The 19,492-nt window shown below is 37.7% G+C and carries 19 protein-coding genes and 1 pseudogene; 18 read left to right on the top strand and 2 right to left on the bottom strand.

The window, feature by feature from the left end:
• Window positions 1-3 precede the first annotated feature (3 nt).
• The 12 genes and pseudogenes from HMPREF2619_RS09140 to rpmH all read left to right on the top strand — a co-directional run bounded on the left by HMPREF2619_RS09140 (window position 4) and on the right by rpmH (window position 11,916).
• On the top strand, window positions 4-693 hold the full coding sequence (locus HMPREF2619_RS09140; RefSeq protein ID WP_070460852.1) for a gamma-glutamyl-gamma-aminobutyrate hydrolase family protein: 690 nt from the start codon (window positions 4-6) through the stop codon (window positions 691-693).
• 171 nt (window positions 694-864) lie between these two features.
• Window positions 865-2,214, top strand: coding sequence for a glucose-6-phosphate isomerase (locus HMPREF2619_RS09135; protein ID WP_000018239.1), 1,350 nt, complete (start codon window positions 865-867; stop codon window positions 2,212-2,214).
• 183 nt (window positions 2,215-2,397) lie between these two features.
• The gene (locus HMPREF2619_RS09130; RefSeq protein WP_038804195.1) at window positions 2,398-3,198 is read left to right on the top strand and encodes an SDR family oxidoreductase; all 801 of its coding nucleotides are present in this window, start codon (window positions 2,398-2,400) and stop codon (window positions 3,196-3,198) included.
• Between the two features lie 62 nt (window positions 3,199-3,260).
• Window positions 3,261-5,087: a BglG family transcription antiterminator gene (locus HMPREF2619_RS09125; RefSeq protein ID WP_083279645.1), complete on the top strand. Its 1,827-nt coding sequence runs from the start codon at window positions 3,261-3,263 to the stop codon at window positions 5,085-5,087.
• The gene (locus HMPREF2619_RS09120; protein ID WP_049548210.1) at window positions 5,087-5,584 is read left to right on the top strand and encodes a transcriptional regulator GutM; all 498 of its coding nucleotides are present in this window, start codon (window positions 5,087-5,089) and stop codon (window positions 5,582-5,584) included. Before HMPREF2619_RS09125 ends, HMPREF2619_RS09120 begins: the two co-directional genes overlap by 1 nt.
• Window positions 5,581-6,126: a PTS glucitol/sorbitol transporter subunit IIC gene (locus HMPREF2619_RS09115; RefSeq protein ID WP_001106813.1), complete on the top strand. Its 546-nt coding sequence runs from the start codon at window positions 5,581-5,583 to the stop codon at window positions 6,124-6,126. The genes HMPREF2619_RS09120 and HMPREF2619_RS09115 overlap by 4 nt, the downstream gene beginning before the upstream one ends.
• 13 nt (window positions 6,127-6,139) lie before the next feature.
• Window positions 6,140-7,120, top strand: coding sequence for a PTS glucitol/sorbitol transporter subunit IIB (locus HMPREF2619_RS09110; RefSeq protein WP_000120696.1), 981 nt, complete (start codon window positions 6,140-6,142; stop codon window positions 7,118-7,120).
• Between the two features lie 97 nt (window positions 7,121-7,217).
• Window positions 7,218-7,589, top strand: coding sequence for a PTS glucitol/sorbitol transporter subunit IIA (locus HMPREF2619_RS09105; RefSeq protein WP_033585537.1), 372 nt, complete (start codon window positions 7,218-7,220; stop codon window positions 7,587-7,589).
• A gap of 196 nt (window positions 7,590-7,785) precedes the next feature.
• Window positions 7,786-8,262 (top strand): annotated as a pseudogene (gene pgi, locus HMPREF2619_RS09100) (glucose-6-phosphate isomerase); the annotation flags it as partial.
• A gap of 130 nt (window positions 8,263-8,392) precedes the next feature.
• Entirely contained in the window at window positions 8,393-9,853 is a 1,461-nt protein-coding gene (gene gltX / locus HMPREF2619_RS09095) for a glutamate--tRNA ligase (RefSeq protein WP_070460847.1), read from the top strand.
• Window positions 9,854-10,422: 569 nt separating this feature from the next.
• Window positions 10,423-11,637: a pyridoxal phosphate-dependent aminotransferase gene (locus tag HMPREF2619_RS09090; RefSeq protein ID WP_049529726.1), complete on the top strand. Its 1,215-nt coding sequence runs from the start codon at window positions 10,423-10,425 to the stop codon at window positions 11,635-11,637.
• Window positions 11,638-11,781: 144 nt separating this feature from the next.
• Complete coding sequence (rpmH, locus tag HMPREF2619_RS09085) at window positions 11,782-11,916, top strand: 50S ribosomal protein L34 (protein WP_000831905.1); 135 nt, start codon at window positions 11,782-11,784, stop codon at window positions 11,914-11,916.
• Window positions 11,917-12,098: 182 nt separating this feature from the next.
• Here rpmH and HMPREF2619_RS09080 read toward each other — a convergent pair whose 3' ends face one another.
• Window positions 12,099-13,943: an APC family permease gene (locus tag HMPREF2619_RS09080; protein WP_070460844.1), complete on the bottom strand. Its 1,845-nt coding sequence runs from the start codon at window positions 13,941-13,943 to the stop codon at window positions 12,099-12,101.
• Between the two features lie 298 nt (window positions 13,944-14,241).
• The gene (locus HMPREF2619_RS09075; RefSeq protein WP_070460842.1) at window positions 14,242-14,574 is read right to left on the bottom strand and encodes a helix-turn-helix domain-containing protein; all 333 of its coding nucleotides are present in this window, start codon (window positions 14,572-14,574) and stop codon (window positions 14,242-14,244) included.
• A gap of 144 nt (window positions 14,575-14,718) precedes the next feature.
• On the opposite strand from HMPREF2619_RS09075, the gene HMPREF2619_RS09070 reads away from it, so the two are divergent.
• The 6 genes from HMPREF2619_RS09070 (at window position 14,719) to HMPREF2619_RS09045 (ending at window position 19,459) form a co-directional block, all read left to right on the top strand.
• On the top strand, window positions 14,719-15,156 hold the full coding sequence (locus tag HMPREF2619_RS09070; protein ID WP_070460840.1) for a hypothetical protein: 438 nt from the start codon (window positions 14,719-14,721) through the stop codon (window positions 15,154-15,156).
• Window positions 15,157-15,159: 3 nt separating this feature from the next.
• A complete protein-coding gene (locus HMPREF2619_RS09065; protein ID WP_070460837.1) occupies window positions 15,160-16,653 on the top strand; it encodes a hypothetical protein in 1,494 nt (497 codons plus the stop codon).
• Window positions 16,654-16,854: 201 nt separating this feature from the next.
• Window positions 16,855-17,280, top strand: coding sequence for a sigma-70 RNA polymerase sigma factor region 4 domain-containing protein (locus tag HMPREF2619_RS09060; RefSeq protein ID WP_070460835.1), 426 nt, complete (start codon window positions 16,855-16,857; stop codon window positions 17,278-17,280).
• A 139-nt stretch (window positions 17,281-17,419) separates the two neighbouring features.
• Window positions 17,420-17,785, top strand: a complete 366-nt coding sequence (locus HMPREF2619_RS09055; RefSeq protein WP_070460831.1) for a hypothetical protein — start codon at window positions 17,420-17,422, stop codon at window positions 17,783-17,785.
• Between the two features lie 19 nt (window positions 17,786-17,804).
• The gene (locus HMPREF2619_RS09050) at window positions 17,805-18,371 is read left to right on the top strand and encodes a hypothetical protein (protein ID WP_070460829.1); all 567 of its coding nucleotides are present in this window, start codon (window positions 17,805-17,807) and stop codon (window positions 18,369-18,371) included.
• Between the two features lie 236 nt (window positions 18,372-18,607).
• Complete coding sequence (locus tag HMPREF2619_RS09045) at window positions 18,608-19,459, top strand: rolling circle replication-associated protein (RefSeq protein WP_070460827.1); 852 nt, start codon at window positions 18,608-18,610, stop codon at window positions 19,457-19,459.
• The last annotated feature ends 33 nt before the right edge of the window (window positions 19,460-19,492 follow it).

Genomic DNA, 19,492 nt, shown 5'->3' with positions numbered 1-19,492 from the left:
GTGATGGCAAGAACAGTTGTTGGAGTAGCGGCAAACCTATGTCCTGTAGACGCAGAAGGAAAAAACATCCACTCATCTGTATCCTGTAAATTTGCTGAAAGTATTCGTCAGGTTGGCGGACTTCCTTTGGTCATTCCGGTTGGTGATGAGACACTTGTCCATGACTATGTAGAAATGATTGATAAGCTCATCTTGACTGGAGGACAAAATGTTCATCCTCAGTTTTATGGTGAGGAAAAAACAATTGATAGCGATGACTATAATCTAGCTCGCGACGAGTTTGAGCTAGCTCTTCTACAAGAAGCCTTGCGTCAGAACAAGCCAATCTTAGCCATTTGCCGTGGCGTTCAGTTGGTAAACGTTGCCTTTGGTGGTACACTCAATCAGGAGATTGAAGGTCATTGGCAAGGTCTACCTTTTGGAACTTCACATTCTATTGAAACAGTGGAAGGAAGTGTTGTGTCCAAGTTGTTTAGTAAAGAAAGTCAAGTAAACTCAGTTCATCGTCAAAGTATTAAAGACTTGGCACCTAATTTCCGCGTAACTGCAGTAGATCCACGTGACCAAACGATTGAAGCAATCGAATCTATCGATGAACACCGTATTATTGGTTTGCAGTGGCATCCAGAATTTTTGGTCAATAAAGAGGATGGCAACTTAGAATTATTTGAGTATTTATTGAATGAATTGTAACGACTGGAAACCTAGTCGTTTTTTTGTCTTATTTCGTTCAAATTTTAATATTGTAACATTTTTTACGCAAATGTTTAAATTATGATAAAATTTGGAAAAATTCAGTATAAAAACTTGAAAAAATCTAAGGTAAGGGTTATGATAGAAGAGAAGAAATTTTGGAGGAATATTATGTCACATATTAAATTTGATTATTCAAAAGTATTAGATAAATTTGTTGCACCACATGAACTAGATTATATGCAGCCTCAAGTGACTGCAGCAGATTCTGCTCTGAGAAATGGTACAGGTCCTGGGGCAGAAATGACTGGCTGGTTGAACTTACCTGAAGAATATGACAAAGATGAATTTGCTCGTATTCAAAAGGCTGCTGCTAAAATCCAATCTGATAGTGAGGTATTGATCGTAATCGGTATTGGTGGTTCCTATTTAGGAGCTCGTGCAGCTATTGATTTCTTGAATAATTCATTTGTAAACTTGCAAAGAAAGGAAGAACGCAAGGCACCTCAGATCCTCTATGCTGGAAACTCTATCTCTTCAAGCTATTTGGCTGATTTGGTAGACTATGTATCAGACAAAGATTTCTCAGTAAACGTGATTTCTAAATCAGGTACAACAACTGAACCGGCTATTGCTTTCCGTGTCTTCAAAGAACTCTTGGTTAAGAAGTACGGTCAAGAAGAAGCTAACCAACGTATCTACGCAACTACAGACCGCGCTAAAGGTGCAGTTAAAGTTGAAGCAGATGCTAATGGCTGGGATACTTTTGTAGTGCCTGATAGTGTAGGTGGTCGTTTTACAGTATTGACAGCAGTGGGGCTCTTGCCAATCGCAGCTGCAGGAGCTGATATCAGCAAGTTAATGGAAGGAGCAAATGCTGCTCGCAAGGCTTATGCTTCTGATAAGTTGGCTGAAAATGAAGCATATCAATATGCAGTTGTACGCAATATCTTGTACCGTAAAGGTTATCTGACAGAAGTTCTAGCTAACTATGAACCATCTCTGCAATACTTCTCTGAGTGGTGGAAGCAACTGGCTGGTGAGTCAGAAGGGAAAGACCAAAAAGGGATTTATCCAACTTCAGCTAACTTCTCAACAGACTTGCACTCTCTGGGACAATTTATCCAGGAAGGTACCCGTATCCTCTTTGAAACAGTTATCCGTGTAGATAAACCTCGCAAAAATGTGCTGATTCCTGAATTGGCAGAAGACTTGGACGGTCTTGGCTACTTGCAAGGAAAAGATGTTGACTTTGTCAATAAAAAAGCTACAGATGGAGTGCTGTTAGCACACACTGATGGTGGAGTTCCAAATATGTTTGTGACACTGCCTGAGCAAGATGAGTTCACTTTGGGCTACACTATTTACTTCTTTGAGTTGGCTATTGCTCTTTCTGGCTACCTGAATGGTATCAATCCATTTGACCAGCCTGGAGTTGAAGCTTATAAGAAAAACATGTTTGCTCTTCTTGGGAAACCAGGCTTTGAAGAGCTGGGTGCTGAGTTGAATGCACGCCTTTGATTCTCATATGCTTTGAGTTCATTTAGAATATAAAAAGATCCACAAGTTCATTTCTTGTGGATTTTTAGTACAAGCCTCTTAATTAGTTTATTATTTTTTTTAAAAGTGTAAAAAAGAGTGTCTTAATTCTTTTATGAAAGCGCTGTATAATTGCCTTGTAAATAAAATTTGAGAGGTATCAAAATGAATGATTGGTTAAACATAAAAGGCAAAACAGTTCTTGTGACTGGCGCGTCATCTGGGATCGGTAAGGCAATCGTTGAAGAATTGCTGGAATTAGGAGTCAATGTAGCGAATTTTGATCTTAGCGACAACGATTTGCGTCACCCGAATCTATTATTTGTAAAAGTTGATGTAACTTCTCGCTCTGAAGTAGAAGAGGGTGTTGCCAAAATAGTTGAAAGATTTGGCAATATTGATGCGGTAGTCAATAATGCAGGGATTAATGTTCCCAGATTATTAATTGATGCAGAAAATCCTAAAGGTCCTTACGAGTTAGACGATGAAACGTTTGAAAAAGTAACAATGATTAATCAAAAAGGTTTGTATTTGGTTAGTCAGGCAGTAGGACGTATTTTAGTGAAAAATGGAAAAGGTGTAATTGTGAACATGGCTTCAGAAGCAGGCTTGGAAGGTTCTGAAGGACAAAGTGCCTATGCTGCAACAAAAGCAGCAGTCTATAGTTACACTCGTTCATGGGCGAAAGAGCTGGGTAAGCATGGTGTACGTGTGGTTGGAATTGCTCCAGGAATTATGGAAGCTACGGGACTTCGAACTCTTTCTTATGAGGAAGCTCTTGCTTATACCCGTGGAAAGACGGTAGAAGATATTCGAGCTGGTTATGCTTCAACTTCAACAACTCCTTTGGGACGAAGTGGTAAACTACGGGAAGTAGCTGATCTTGTAGCATTCTATATTTCAGATCGTTCTAGCTATATAACTGGAGTCACTACAAATATTGCTGGAGGGAAAACTCGCGGTTAAAAAAATGAAGGTGAGGAAGAGAGTTGACCTTAGTAAATCGATGGTATAACATTTTAGAAAAAATGGTCTCACAGCCAACTTATTCCATGATAGATATGCGCTCAGAGCTGGATATTAGTATGCAAACCTTGCAAAAGAGTATCCAACAATTAAATGATGTTTTGGCTCCTAATATCCAGATTATCTCACAAGATGATAAGTTAATGTTAGAAGTGTATGACTATACAGAGTTGGAAAGGATTTTATCTGGTAGTTTAAAACAGGAGAGTGACTTCAATTCTTCCAGTAAAAGAATTGCCTATTTACTAAAACGTTTAATTAAGTCAAACTCCCCTCTTCTTATTGACGACTTGGCTGAGGAAGCAGGTGTTAGTAGAAGTACCCTTAATAAGGATTTAAAACAAGTAAAATCTTTGGCAGATAGTTACTCTATCACTATTTCAGGAAAGCCCAACCGTGGGCTGGAGGTCTTGGGGGACGAGCTGAATTTGCGCTTGCTCTATATTCACCAAGTGGCCCCTTACTTTGAAGGAAGGACACTCACCGAGGCAACATCTTCTTTTCTGGAGACGCTACTCCAGGAGTATAAAATCCCGAAAGAAACAAAGGAACTCCTTCGAAAGACCATTTCAATTATGGTGGAGCGTATTCATGCATCTAGGGTGTTGAGTTGTCCTATTCCTTACTATAGGAATGATTTAACAGAGACCCCTTTGGTTGAGAAATTAATCTATCATATTGTGATGACTTATAAGATTTCCCTCAGTCAGTTTGAAATAGACTTTTTGTGTTTTCCTTTTAATGTCCGTTTTATTGACACTTTAAGCAAGCCGTCTTATCAATCTGAACAGCTTGCAAACATTTTTCAAGGGATTGTCAAGAAAGTCAAAGAAACAATGTTGGTTAACTTTGATGATGAAGAATTATTTGAAGAAATCAAGTCTCATCTAGGCCCCTTAATCAATCGACTGATTTTCCATGTGCAAGCTAATGATATATTTCATGGCGAGGTTCAAACTCAATATCCTTTTGCTTTTGAAATGGCGAAAATTGCTGGAGAAGAACTATCTGCAATTTTTGGTTCTGAATTGGAATTATCTGAAATCGGATATTTGGCTTTGTATTTTGAAATGATTTTAAGAAAGCAAAACTCTATTGTAAATAGTTCTCGCAAGCAGATAGCTGTAGTTTGCACAACAGGAAGAGGAACTGCTGCGATGATTATTCAGCAACTCAGACGAATCCTTGGAAATGATGTAGACATTACTCAGTATTCTGAAGAGGATTTTAATGTGGATTTGAATCAGGACTATTTCGCGATTTTTACGACAGTTCCTCTAAAATATAAAGATTCTAAATCTCCAGTCATTCAAGTTAATCATCTTTTTGATGATCAATGGTTGCGGGAAGAATGGCAGAGAGCCAATGCTTTTCATCAAAGAAATCTAGAAACAGTCAGCTTACGATTTGTTCGATTAGGTCCACAAAAAACCTATCATCAATACTTGCTAAATATGGTTGCAGAGTTAGAGAAACTTCAGATGATTGATGAAGGTTTTAGAAATCGGATAATTGATAGGGAGAAAAAACAATCAACCGTTTTTGGCGGAGGAATTGCTTTTCCCCATACAATTAACCAAGGTTATGCAAAAACTATTTTAATGTTTGGAAAACTAGAAGAGCCTTATCAAAAAGGAGATGATTGGATTGAATTTATCTTTCTAGTCGCTATACCCTCAGAAATTGAAAGAAAAATGGAAAGTGAATTGCTGGAATTGTATGACGACATTTTTCGAATTGCAGGAGAGCCTTCTCTAAAAGAAGCATTGAGGGCTGTAGAAACAGAGACAGAATTTCTATCATTTTCTAAGAGCAAAGGAGTATTTTAATGAATTCGCTAATAATTTTCGCTGTATTTGTCATGGCAGCTTATATATTTCAAATGTTCCTCGGCTGGCAGCAACTCAAAGACTTCAATAAGACCTATACGATGCTCCGGAAACTGGGGCGCGTAGCGATTGGCAGAAAATCCGGAAGAATCAAATCCGGTACGATTGTCATGTTCGCGGTTGATGAAAACGGTCGGGTTCTTAAAGCTAGCAAAATGCAAGGAGTCACAATCTTAGCGCGTTTTCAAAATATGGACGATTATGTTGGAGAAGACATCCATTATTTTGACAAGTATAATCCTCTTGTGAGAAAAGAAAATAAGTTGATGCAATCAGCTATAGAAGATGCTAGAAAAGTCTATCTTTGGCATGAGGCAGGTATTGAGAAAGAGACAAGTTCTTCTGATTCTTTTCTGGGATTCGGCTTTTATGCGGATTACTTACAATTATCTATTAAACAGTTATTTAAAAAAAATAAGAAAAGGAGTTCCTTATGAATTACATTACAGAATTTGCAGAGAGTTTTATGAAACTCTTCCAATTAGGTGGAGAAACCTTTATTAGCTGGATGACAAATATTGTACCTCTTGTCTTGATGCTATTGATTGCAATGAATACCCTTATCGCTTTCTTGGGAGAAGAGAAGGTCAATTCCTTGGCTAAGATTTCTGCCAAAAATCCTGTTAGCCGGTATATGATTTTACCTTTCATTTCAGCTTTTATGCTGGGAAATCCGATGGCAATCAGTATGGGACGTTTCTTACCAGAATATTATAAACCTAGTTTTGTAGCAGCTCAGATGCAGTTTTGCCATACTTCAAATGGTGTATTTCCACATATCAATCCTGGGGAATTATTTGTATGGATGGGAATTGCGACAGGAATTCAAACTTTAGGTTTAAGTCAAATGGACTTAGCCATTCGTTACATGCTTGTTGGGCTTGTCATGAACTTTGTAGGTGGTTGGGTAACCGATTTTACAACTGCTTATGTAGCAAAACAGCAAGGTGTTACCTTGAGTAAAACATTTGATTTATAGAAAGAGTGAAATTATGTCATATAAGAGTATAAAAGTTGTTAAAGGAAATGGCGGTTTCGGAGGACCTTTGGTCATTACACCTAGTGAAGCTAAGCATAAATTCATCTATATTACTGGTGGCGGAGAAAAGCCAGATATTGTAGATAAAATTGCTGATTTGACCGGTATGGAAGCTGTTAATGGGTTTAAAACTTCTATCCCAGATGAGGAAATTGCTTTAGCAATCGTGGATTGTGGCGGTACTCTTCGCTGTGGTATTTATCCTAAAAAGGGAATCCCTACAATAAATATTGTCGCTACAGGGAAAAGTGGGCCTCTAGCTCAATATATAACCGAGGAAATCTATGTGTCAGCAGTTGGCCTTAATCAAATTTCTGCTGCTAATGAAGACGAAAAAGCGACAACTGTGGTAACTGAAAAGCCAACTTACGATACTAGTAAAAAAATTACAGAGCAAAAAGCTGAAACAAGTATTGTAGCACGAATTGGGATGGGGGCTGGTAAGGTCGTTGCAACTTTCAACCAGGCTGCTCGTGAAGCCATCCAAACAATGCTCAATACAATAATTCCTTTCATGGCCTTTGTTTCCTTGCTGATTGGGGTTATTCAAGGATCTGGTGTTGGAAATTGGCTGGCAAAATTAATGGTTCCCCTAGCGGGGAACATCTGGGGACTCGTTTTAATTGGCTTTATCTGTTCCTTACCATTCCTATCTCCTTTGTTAGGTCCCGGAGCTGTTATTAGTCAGATTATTGGAACTTTAATTGGAGTCGAAATCGGAAAAGGGACTATTCCGCCCCAAATGGCTCTGCCAGCTTTATTTGCTATCAACACTCAAAACGGTTGTGATTTCATTCCTGTAGCACTCGGCCTATCTGAAGCCAAGGCTGAAACAGTTGAGGTTGGTGTCCCTTCGGTACTTTATTCACGCTTTCTCAATGGTGTTCCGCGGGTGCTAGTTGCTTGGATAGCTAGTATTGGTCTTTATCAGTAGACCTTTGATAGATGCCTGAAAACAGAGAACTATTATGTTAAACTTATCTATAAGCCTAAGTTTATGACAAATTAGAGAAAGTATGAATAGAAATCAGATGAAGAAAATTTTTGAAACTAAAGTAATTCAAGTAGGGTCTGAAGCTCAGAATATGATTCAAGATGCCAATATGCTCATTTTATTTGGAGAAGAAGCACCAGAAGATTTATCAGAGTATTGTTTTAAGATTGATAACAAAAATCTGCTAGGTTCAATACTAGAAGGTGGCAAGCTGGTGGTAGATAATCAGGAATATTCGATTAGTTCCGTAGGAAATGTAGTAGAAAAAAATTTAACTGGACTGGGACATATCACGATTTCTTTTGATGGTTCAAAAGAGGGGAGCCTTCCTGGTACACTCCATGTTGTAGCAGATCAAGCGGTAGTAATTGATAAAGATTCTACCATTCAGATTTTTGAAACTGCTTAACCATAATAAAATTTCAAATCAAGCAATTTAGAAAAATAAAAGTCTAAAAAATTGATTCAGAGCCTGGACCAAAAGTCCAGGCTTCTGGGTCTAAATTAGAAAAAATAGATGACGCAGTGGTTGATTGGCAAGTCAATCAAACTAGCCAGTCAGTGCAAGGGAATTTCCAGCAGATGCATCCACAAGGGGTGCCTGAACAGAAGGAAAAGACCAAAAAGGGATTTACCCAACTTCAGCTAATTTCTCAACAGACCTACACTCATTGGGTCAATTTATCCAAGAAGGAACTCGTATCATGTTTGAAACAGTTGTCCGCGTTGACAAACCTCGTAAGAACGTGATCATCCCTACTTTGGAAGAAGACCTTGACGGACTTGGCTACCTTCAAGGAAAAGACGTTGACTTTGTAAACAAAAAAGCAACTGACGGTGTTCTTCTTGCCCACACTGACGGTGACGTGCCAAACATGTACGTGACTCTTCCTGAGCAAGACGCCTTCACTCTTGGTTACACAATCTACTTCTTCGAATTGGCTATCGCCCTTTCAGGTTACTTGAATGCCATCAACCCATTTGACCAACCAGGTGTTGAAGCATACAAACGCAACATGTTTGCCCTTCTTGGTAAACCAGGATTTGAAGAATTGAGCAAAGAACTTAACGCTCGTCTATAATAGAGCTGAAAAGAGTGGTTTTACCACTCTTTTTGCTTTTTCTCGAAAAGAGAAATTGGACTCTGGCAAGACTTGTGATATAATATAGAGAGCAAAAAGGCAGACGCCTAGAGACTTTATAGGAGAAGCTATGTCAAAAGATATCCGCGTACGTTACGCACCAAGTCCAACAGGACTACTACACATCGGAAATGCCCGTACAGCATTGTTTAACTACTTGTATGCACGTCATCATGGTGGAACTTTTATCATCCGTATCGAAGATACTGACCGTAAGCGCCACGTCGAAGACGGAGAGCGTTCACAGCTTGAAAACCTTCGTTGGTTAGGCATGGACTGGGATGAAAGTCCAGAGACTCATGAAAACTACCGCCAGTCTGAGCGTTTGGAACTCTATCAAAAATATATCGACCAACTCTTAGCTGAAGGAAAAGCCTACAAATCTTACGTTACAGAAGAAGAATTGGCAGCAGAACGTGAACGTCAAGAAGCAGCCGGTGAAACACCTCGTTACATTAACGAATACCTTGGCATGAGCCAAGAAGAAAAAGCAGCTTACGTTGCAGAACGTGAAGCAGCGGGCATCATCCCGACTGTTCGTTTAGCAGTGAATGAGTCTGGTATCTATAAATGGCATGATATGGTCAAAGGTGATATCGAGTTTGAAGGCGGTAATATCGGTGGTGACTGGGTTATCCAAAAGAAAGACGGCTACCCAACTTACAACTTTGCCGTTGTCATTGATGACCACGATATGCAAATTTCTCATGTTATTCGTGGAGATGACCACATTGCCAATACACCAAAACAGCTCATGGTCTATGAAGCGCTTGGTTGGGAAGCACCTGAGTTTGGGCACATGACACTTATCATCAATTCTGAAACTGGTAAGAAGTTATCTAAACGGGATACGAACACCCTTCAATTTATCGAAGATTACCGTAAGAAAGGGTACCTTCCAGAAGCAGTCTTTAATTTCATCGCTCTTCTAGGTTGGAACCCTGGTGGGGAAGACGAAATCTTCTCTCGTCAAGAACTCATTAACCTCTTTGATGAAAACCGTCTCAGCAAGTCTCCAGCAGCCTTCGACCAGAAGAAAATGGACTGGATGAGCAATGAGTACATTAAGAATGCGGATCTTGAGACTATCTTTGAAATGGCCAAACCATTCCTTGAAGAAGCAGGACGATTGACTGATAAGGCTGAGAAATTGGTGGAACTCTACAAACCACAAATGAAGTCAGTGGACGAAATCGTTCCATTGACGGATCTCTTCTTCTCAGACTTCCCAGAATTGACAGAAGCTGAGCGAGAAGTGATGGCTGGTGAAACAGTACCAACAGTATTGGAAGCCTTCAAAGCGAAATTGGAATCCATGTCAGACGATGAGTTTGTGGCAGAAAATATCTTCCCACAAATCAAAGCGGTTCAAAAAGAAACTGGGATCAAAGGGAAGAATCTCTTTATGCCAATCCGTATTGCCGTTTCAGGTGAAATGCATGGTCCTGAATTGCCAGATACCATCTACTTGCTTGGACGTGAAAAATCCATCCAACACATCGAAAAAATGTTGGCAGAAATTGCGAAATAAGCTAAGTTCCGACTACTTTTGGCTATAGTAATTGTAGGACTTAGTTCAGAGAGAATCACAAGGTTCTCTCTTTTTTATTGTCAAAGTAGAATCATATTCAATTAAATGTTTAGGTGACGCTTTAAAAAGAGTTCTTTTTATATGTACTTATTTGAAAATGCAAAAGTTTTAGTGTATAATACTAAGTGACAGGGCAGGGAAAGAAGTCAGTGATATGGTAAAATTCTTTACAAACAGACTCGAATTAGCCCAGACATCGTCTATGTTGTTTGTTGAGTCGACTTATTTTTTCTTTGCGTTTTGCTGGACACAGGAAGAAATTCATGAGTTCATGCAACTATCATCCATAACGATGCCTTCGTTTTCGATTCGAAGTTTATATGCGAGACTTTAGATTTAGATGTATATCTTACTAGAGGTGCATATTTTTCTCTTTCTTCTCCCAAAAATAGAAAGGAATCGACCTTGCTCTGTTTACCAAGGTTTTTTTGTGGAATAGTACTGGGCGATTTACGATTTTTCTATCAAGTGGTATAATATTAACTATCCTGATGAATTGAGGAACTCAAATGAAAGAATTTAACAAATCAATCAAATTAGAGCATGTGGCTTATGACATCCGTGGACCAGTTCTTGAGGAAGCCATGCGTATGCGAGCAAATGGAGAAAAAATCCTTCGCTTGAATACAGGAAACCCAGCTGAGTTTGGCTTTACAGCACCAGATGAGGTCATCCATGATTTGATTATGAATGCGCGTGATAGTGAAGGCTATTCGGACTCAAAAGGTATCTTTTCAGCCCGTAAAGCAATTATGCAATATTGCCAATTGAAAAAATTCCCTAATGTAGGCATCGATGATATCTACCTTGGAAATGGTGTGAGTGAGTTGATTGTCATGTCCATGCAAGGTCTCTTGGACAATGGCGATGAAGTCTTGGTTCCTATGCCTGACTATCCTCTCTGGACAGCTGCAGTTAGCTTGGCTGGGGGAAATGCCGTTCACTACGTCTGTGATGAAGAAGCTGAATGGTATCCAGACCTAGATGACATTAAGTCTAAGATTAGTTCAAATACTAAGGCTATCGTTTTAATCAATCCAAATAATCCAACAGGAGCCCTCTATCCTAAAGAACTCTTACTAGATATCATTGAGATTGCTCGTCAAAATGACTTGATTATCTTTGCAGATGAAATCTACGACCGTATGGTTATGGATGGCAATGTCCACACACCAGTAGCTAGTTTGGCTCCAGACCTTTTCTGTGTTAGCATGAATGGTTTGTCTAAATCTCACCGCATCGCTGGTTTCCGTGTAGGTTGGATGGTCTTGTCTGGGCCTAAACATCATGTAAAGGGCTATATTGAAGGTCTCAACATGCTTTCAAACATGCGCCTTTGTTCCAACGTCTTGGCTCAACAGGTTGTTCAAACTTCACTAGGTGGTCACCAGTCGGTGGATGAATTACTCTTGCCGGGTGGTCGTATCTATGAACAAAGAAACTTTATTTATAATGCCATTCAAGATATTCCAGGTTTGTCTGCGGTTAAACCTAAAGCGGGTCTTTATATCTTCCCTAAAATTGACCGCAATATGTACCGTATCGATGATGATGAGCAGTTTGTCCTTGATTTCTTGAAGCAAGAAAAGGTGCTTTTGGTTCATGGACGAGGATTTAACTGGAGAGAACCCGATCACTTCCGTATCGTTTATCTACCACGTGTCGATGAGTTAGCCCAAATCCAAGAAAAGATGACTCGCTTCTTGAAGCAGTATCGTAGATAAGGCTTTCATAGCAAAAAAGCTGGAAACATTTGTCAGAGCTATTGACAAATGCAAAAGAATCAGATAGAATAGTAAAGTATGTTTAGTAACTGATCACTTTATAGCCGGCTAAACGAATACAAAATCTATGAGGAGGTATTCATCGTGAAACGTACTTATCAACCAAGTAAACTACGTCGTGCGCGTAAACACGGATTCCGTAACCGTATGTCAACTAAAAACGGTCGTCGCGTATTGGCAGCTCGTCGTCGTAAAGGACGCAAAGTTTTGGCTGCATAATCCAAACGAATTCAACAAAGAAGTCAGTAGGAACTCGAGTCTACTGATTTTTCTTTTATCTAAAAGATAGAATTTTCTAAAGTTATTGATTGAGAATAGACATTTTAGAAGACGTCTTGAAAAAATCACATATAGAAAAAGCTCAAGATCAGAAGATAATTTCTCTGATTTTGAGCTTTTCTTTATTCTTTCAAATGATAAGAGTAGCTAGCAACGACGACATCTTCGTGCCATCTGAGAGCATATTTTAATTTAAGGCTCATTTGATTGTGGAGGATATTTTGCCAAGGTTTGTTAGGGATAAATTGGGGTACTAGAACTGTAACCGTGTAGTTCTTTTTCTTGGCTTCTTGAGAAATCTTTCGAACATATCGAACTGTAGGTGTGATAATATCGCGATAGCTGGTATTAATGTTTTTAAGAGTAATATTTGGGAAGTAGTCGGCAAATTCTTGGAAGATTTCTTGGTCTTTTTCCTCGGTTTCCTTGGTGGAAATGTGCATGGCCAAAACTTCATCTCCAATGCTTTGAGCGTAGTTAATCGCTCCAACACTGACTCGGGTAACATTTCCCACTAAGACAAGGACGACATTGCCGTCGTAGGTTTTCTTTTGAATTCCTTCATAAAGCCGAAGTTGTTTGGCCACCTTTTGGTAATGACTGTGGATGGACAGAAATAGGAAGGTCAAGACCAGGATAATTGGGAAGAATGGCCAGATATCTCCAAGCCTAAAGAGGAGTAGAATAAGGACGATAGCGTAACAAATGATAGCGCCGAGGATGTTAGCAAAGGCAGATTTTAAGAAATGAGAGCCTTTTTCTTTTTTCCAATGACGAATCATTCCTGTTTGAGAAAGGGCAAAAGGAACAAAAACTCCAATAGTATAAAGAGGAATCAAGCGTTCTGTATTTCCATTAAAAATGAGCAGAAGAATTATAGCACCAAAAGCTAAGGTCAAAATACCGTTTGAATAACCCAGGCGGTCTCCCTTTTCCATAAAGAGATGGGGCATGTACTTGTTCTTAGCCATATTGTAAGCCAACATTGGAAAGGCAGAAAAACCAGTATTTGCAGCAACGGCTAGGATTAGGGCTGTTGAGAATTGGAAGAGATAATAAACAATCTGACCGAGAGCTGAACCCCCTAAAATCCCTTTAGCCATTTGTGAGAGGATTGTTTCTCCGAGTTGAGGTGTAATACCCATCCAGTAGTTTAGGAAGGTAATCCCTGCAAATAGAAATCCAAGAATCAGAGACATGATGGTCAATGTTTGAGCTGCGTTTTTCTCTTTAGGAGTCTTGAAAAATGGAACGGCATTTGAGATAGCTTCAACTCCAGTTAGTGAGGCCGAACCGCTGGTAAAGGCTCTTAAAATTAGGACAATTGAGAGACTTGGGACAGTTTGACCAATTGTAGAAGTTGCATGGTAGATGAGAGAACCAGTAAATAGTTGGAAGATACCAAACAATAAGAGGAAGACCGTACTAAAGATAAAGAGATAGACTGGGATCATCAGAGAGCTTGCGGATTCCTTTAGTCCTCGTAGATTTAAAAGCATGAGCAAACATACTAGAAAAATGGAGATGTGGAGGTTGTAAGGATGGAGGGCAGGAAGTGCAGCAGTGATAGCATCAGCTCCTGCTGCCACTGATACGGCTACTGTTAGCATATAGTCAACAAGCAGACTTCCCCCAGCAATCAAACCTAACTCAGGGGAGAGGTTTTCTCGAGTAACCATATAGGCACCTCCACCTTGAGGGTAGGCATGGATGATTTGTCTATAAGAAATGGTCAGGCTAGCTAATAGTAAGAGGACAAAAATGCCAATAGGGAGACTCCACCAGATAGCAAGCGGAGAAAGACTAGCCAATACGAGAACGACCTGTTCAGGTCCATAAGCGATAGAAGATAGGGCATCACTTGATAGCATTGCGAGTGCCTGCGTTTTTCCAAGTAGTCCTCCCTCGCCTTCAGTTAAGGACTTAAGGGGACGACCAATAAAGGTATATTTTAGTTTTGTAAACATTTTCTTTCCTTTTCTGAAAATTTCAACAAGAGTTATTATACTGCTATGAAAAAAAGTCGTCAAGAAAAAATGAATGATTTCAAAATATTTTTTCCTATAAGGATGAGACTAGTTTTTTTGGTATAATAGAAGGTAGAAAAAACGAGGAAATATAAATGATTTTTGATACTCATACTTAGAGTGTTTGGAGTACAGTTTAAGGACTCATGACATTATTAAGGAATAAATTAACCATAAAACTAACCAAAGGAAAGTTAAAGTAGCATACAAAAAGAGGAATTCATTGAGAGTTCCTCTTTTAATCTATATTTTTTACAATTTCATTAAACAAAGAAATGATTTTTAATTTTTTTGTGTGTGGTAAATCTGAGATGTTATCAGTCAATGTAGTGATAGGGATGGTATTATCTGAAAGTGGGAAATTAAAGAAGTCTTCAACGGTCATGCCTAAAGCTGTAAGAACCTTTTCAAGTGTGTGTATTTTAAAATCGTATTTCATATTCTCGATGTTTTGTATTGCTTTAACACCTAGCCCGGCTTGATTGGATAATTGTTCTTGGCTGAGATTTTGTTCTTTTCTACATTCTCTTATACGCTCTGCTATGTATTTTTGTAATTGATTAGCTTCCATCCGTAATTTCCTCTTTTGTACTATTCTACTATCCTTCATATGATTTTTTAAGTACAATTAACTGTCTAAAAAAAAGATATAGGATAGCAAACTGTACATTTTTGTGTTAAAATAGATAAAAAACAATACAATAGGAGCAATAACATGGCAGAAGAAATAGCTGTGTATAAATTTCAAGAGTGGAATATGGGAGATGGTGAGAAAAAATATTCTCAGTTGGGTAACTTAGAAGCTCACTATCATTTTGCAAAAAATAATGGTGGAAAAGTTTTATTTACGACAAAATCGAAGTTGTACCAGAGAAATGTTGGTTATGTGTTACTAACATTACCGAATGGAGAATACGGATTTTTTTCTAAAATTATTGAAAAAGGAACCTATCCTAAACTTCCAGAAGATCCCTCGTATATGGTTCCCACAGAGTGGAAAAATATAAATGAAACAATAGAAAAACAGTCCAATTTTAAATGGATTGCCTTAGAAGTTGTTTCAAATATTATTGAAAATATTGAGAAGATACCTAAAATGCCTAGTCCACAGTATATGTCAAAAGATGAATTTAGTAATTTTTTAGGAGAATAGAATATGAAAGTTGTCAAAATTTTTTTAAGTATACTATCAGTGGTAATTATATCAGGTTGCCATTCTAAAGATTCATATGTAGAAATTGAATCAGCAAATAAGGAACTAAGTAAATCTGATATTTTATCAGGGAATTTTGAAACATTATCTGGTACATGGTACAGTGAAGTAGGTAAAAATGAAAATCAAATGATTTTGACGATTGATAAGGAGGGAAATGTTAAAGTATTTAATGATAATAAAGAAATAAAAAATAAGGGAAGTTTAGTTGTTGCAAATGATAATACTTTTGATAAAGGGTATTTGGTCATGAATGTAAAAGGGATAAAAGAAGGAAAAGAACGTAATGTATATGCAGGTGGCCAAATGGGGCAAGAGCAAACATATAGTAAATTTGATAGGAATTTATATTTTTTCCAAGGAAAATCAGAGTTCAATCGAGATGAAGTAGGATTTGACTTTTCAAGAGAGAGTGAGGATGTTATCAAATATGATATACCGAAAAAAATAACAAAAGACACTCTAATTTTTCAGGAAAATGAAAAACCTAAAGAAAAAGGCTATGGAAGACCAAATCCAATTCATTATACTGTTTTTCATAGAAAAAATGAAATGAATGAACAACCTACACCAATTAAATCAAATCTTAATATTGATGAAATCAAGAATAGAAATCTCTCTTCAATTGCTGGTAATTGGAGAAATCCTGATGGACATTCATTTAAAGTATATTCAGACGGTAGAGGTGAATCGTTTTTTCATGGAAGTACAAGACGTGGAGTTATTGAATTTTCTACCGTACGAGATGATATTATACTTGGTGATTTTGGGAAAAAGACTGAACAATGGGTAATACCAATTTACGCTAATGGAGATATTGGCAGAGAGGTGGATGGAGTTGATGGAGACAACATACAGATTATAAAATCTGGAGAGACTGTTGGAGCGACGAAAAATACTTTTCTTTATGATATCTTCGAATTACCAGATGGAGTACCACGTTTATCTGTTATAGATAGGGATGTTTTAACGCTAACAGATCATTTTGATGAATATTTTGAGAGCCCGTCAAAAGTATTTTTTAGAGAAAAGGAGATGAAACAGTTTGCTGATGTTAAAAATGAAAATATCATGAATATTGATGGATTGGTAAAAGGAGATTTTTCTACTGTAGTTGGAACTTGGGGAGTTCCTGAAGATCAAGGTATCGGGAATAGAATCCGAATTGATGAAAAAGGGGTACTGACTTGGATAGGTTCTAGATCGGCAGAACGAATAATACATGATGTGAAACATAATGGTGATAATAGCGGAATTGGAATATTTGGGAAAGAGTTTAATTGGGAAACAGTTACTCCATCAAACTACATTAATTTTATTCCAGCGGGTGTTGCTATAAAAGGTGAAGAAAACAGTGACAGTAGTAAAGATCGTATTATTTTTGGATCTATTGAAAAACAATCAGACAAAAAGATTTTTTATCGCTTAGATGAATGATTTAATGAATAAAAAACCGAGAATATAGTTGAAATTATATATAGAAAATGCATAGCAGTTATACGATTTTGTATAACTGCTATTTTTTATGCATCTTACTATGTTCTTTTTAAAATCACATAAGGTAAGTTTCCACTGACGAGAGTCTATGGAGCCCTTTTGGGTAGTGTTGGTAAACCCGAGTAGGAGGTACCAACACATATGGTAGATTTAACAAAAGTAGAACAACGTAGAGAAGAAGCGATTCGAAGAGCTGTATTATCTGGTGATTGGACTAAGGTAGATAACTTATTAAACCAGCCCTATGAGAATTTATGTAGAAAAGATAGATCGTACGGTCTGTGTAGTTTAGACAGTAGTTCAATTGCTAAAGGTTCTTTATTAGATACGATAGCAGATGATAGTGATGCATTATCTCTAGTAATTAAAAAAGAAGAAATTGCTATTATAAACGATGCTATTGAGAGATTGTTGAGTGATAGAGACAAAAAAATCTTGTTTGGAGTTGTTTTTGAGAATAAATCATTCTCGCATCTTGCAAAGGAGGTTAGATTAAGTGACAAAACTGTAAAAAGACACTATGAGCGTATTATAGAGATTCTACGAAAAGAATTAAAAAATTTATAATCTCCTCCGAATTCTGTTGAAATTTCTCCTAATAGATAAGGAGGTGTAATTTTAAATGTTGTTATCTGTAATCGTCACAGTGTTTATTTTATTAAAAGTAGACGATTTGCTTTTAATTCTAGAAAGAAGGTTTTAAATTATGGCTCTTAAGAATTTGTCGCATTTTACAGCGTTCAATGCTCAGTTGTTTCTTTCTCACAAAGAGTTACGTTTTATTTCCGCTACAAGGTGGATAGAAAGAAGTGAGACTGGTTCAGAAATTGAAAAAGGGGTAAAGGTAGGCGTGCTTATCTTTTCTGATGAAAGTGATTATCCCAACGAACACAACAATACCGGGGAGAAGCTTACAATAAAGGTTCCATTTGCATCGTTGAAGGATTATGACTCGTTTCAACCAATGCTCACAGCAGTAGAAATTGTAGGCATTGAGAAGGCAGTTGTGTACGGAGAGTATCGTAATCAGCTTAGTTTGACTGCAAAAGTCAATGAAGTTGTCGAACTATAAGACTATAAAGGAGATCAATATGCCATCGTTTATCGAGGAAATACCTGTGAAGATTTTTGAAGGTATTAAGAAAGTTTATCATCTTTGTAGTAGCAAACTTCAAGAGTACCAGAGGAAAGCCCAGATTGAAGAAAAGCAAAAAAACTGGGATAGTTTTATAGTTACTACGCAAAACGCACTCATAGAATTAGTGAAAGAGAATATTCAAGAAAATCAGTTTGCATATACGCTATCTCCGATTTATGAGGAGCAGGAAGTTGATCAAGCTGATGGGAGTAAGTCAATTCAGAGAGTGCATGTATCAGATGAAAGAGTTCCTTTATGTGCAATTGAAAACCATGGGATTCGAGAATTTGAAGCTAAGTGTGTAGTTTTTCGGTTTCAAGTGTTTGGAGAGATAGATTCAGACGTTTTATTAAGAATAAAGGATACCTGGATCTTTTATTTGCACAAATATGCTCTTCATGGTCTTGCTGATCTATATGTAAAGCATGGGTTACGCTATCTAGTATTCATCATATGTAATGAATCAGATAGACGAACGATTAAAGGGGCGTTGTTCAAATTGAAACATCCGTGGTCTTAGACGGTTAAATTCTTTATGCCGTGAAAGTTGTTGATAATAGGCTAAGATAGATTAGACTGGTTGGGGCGGTGCGGTCGAACTTTGTTCGCCGTGCCGACACAATCAGTTTTATAATCTTAGGGTCCCTATTGTCAATAAATCATGGAATAAATTTGAATTTAATCATCGATAGTGCGACGCCTTAACTTGATAAGCGTCAAACAAAAGCACAAAAGCATATTTATATAGGCAAAAATATGAAGCGAATAGAACATGGTAAGATAGTAAAAAGTTACGTGTATGGTAATACGATCGAAATGACAACCGCTAACGGTCAACAAGAACAAACTATCAAAGTGATAGAAGGTAAGCGTTATGTAAATCTTGATACTGGAGAAATTCATGATATGGATACTTCCAGTAGTACACGGCTCGATAATTTGAAGTCTACTAAACAGACTATGAAAAAACTACGCCGTCTAGTAGCTCACAATTTTACGGGAGGTATCAACCAGTTATGGATAACGTTGACTTATCGAGACCATGTTACCGAAACAGCAATAGTTTACATGGATTTCAAAGCGTTCATTCGACGCATTCGTAATCAGTTTGGAAATGTTGATTATATTACGGTCATTGAACCGCAAGCTAGTGGAAGGTGGCATTTGCATGTGTTATTAAAGAACGATTCCGAACTAATAATTCCTAACAATGACCTTGCTAGGATGTGGGGGAAAGGTTTTACAAAGACCAAGAGGTTAAAAAGAGCTGATAAGGTTGGGAATTATTTGATTGCTTATTTATCTAATTTGCAGATAGGTGATGAGAGTTCACAGAACAAAGCAATTATAAAAGGTGCTCGCCTATATATGTATCCCAAGGGTACCAGAATTTATCGAACTAGCAGAGGAATTGAAAAGCCTTTGGAAATTACAACAACAAAGGGTGAGCTTATGGAAACTTATAAAATTAACAGTCCTCCGACATTTTCACGTACCACAAAACATGAAACTCCTCATGGTGTAAAAGAATATACTACGGAGTTTTACGATAATATAAAAAGCCTGTCAGATACTTTTAGCGGAGCAACTGACAAGCTAAGTAGGTAATAAAAGAAAATGTCTTTTACCATCCCTATTATA

The sequence above is a fragment of the Streptococcus sp. HMSC074B11 genome (assembly GCF_001808705.1).
Taxonomy (GTDB): Bacteria; Bacillota; Bacilli; order Lactobacillales; family Streptococcaceae; genus Streptococcus.
This window is presented reverse-complemented; position numbering and strand designations above follow the sequence as displayed.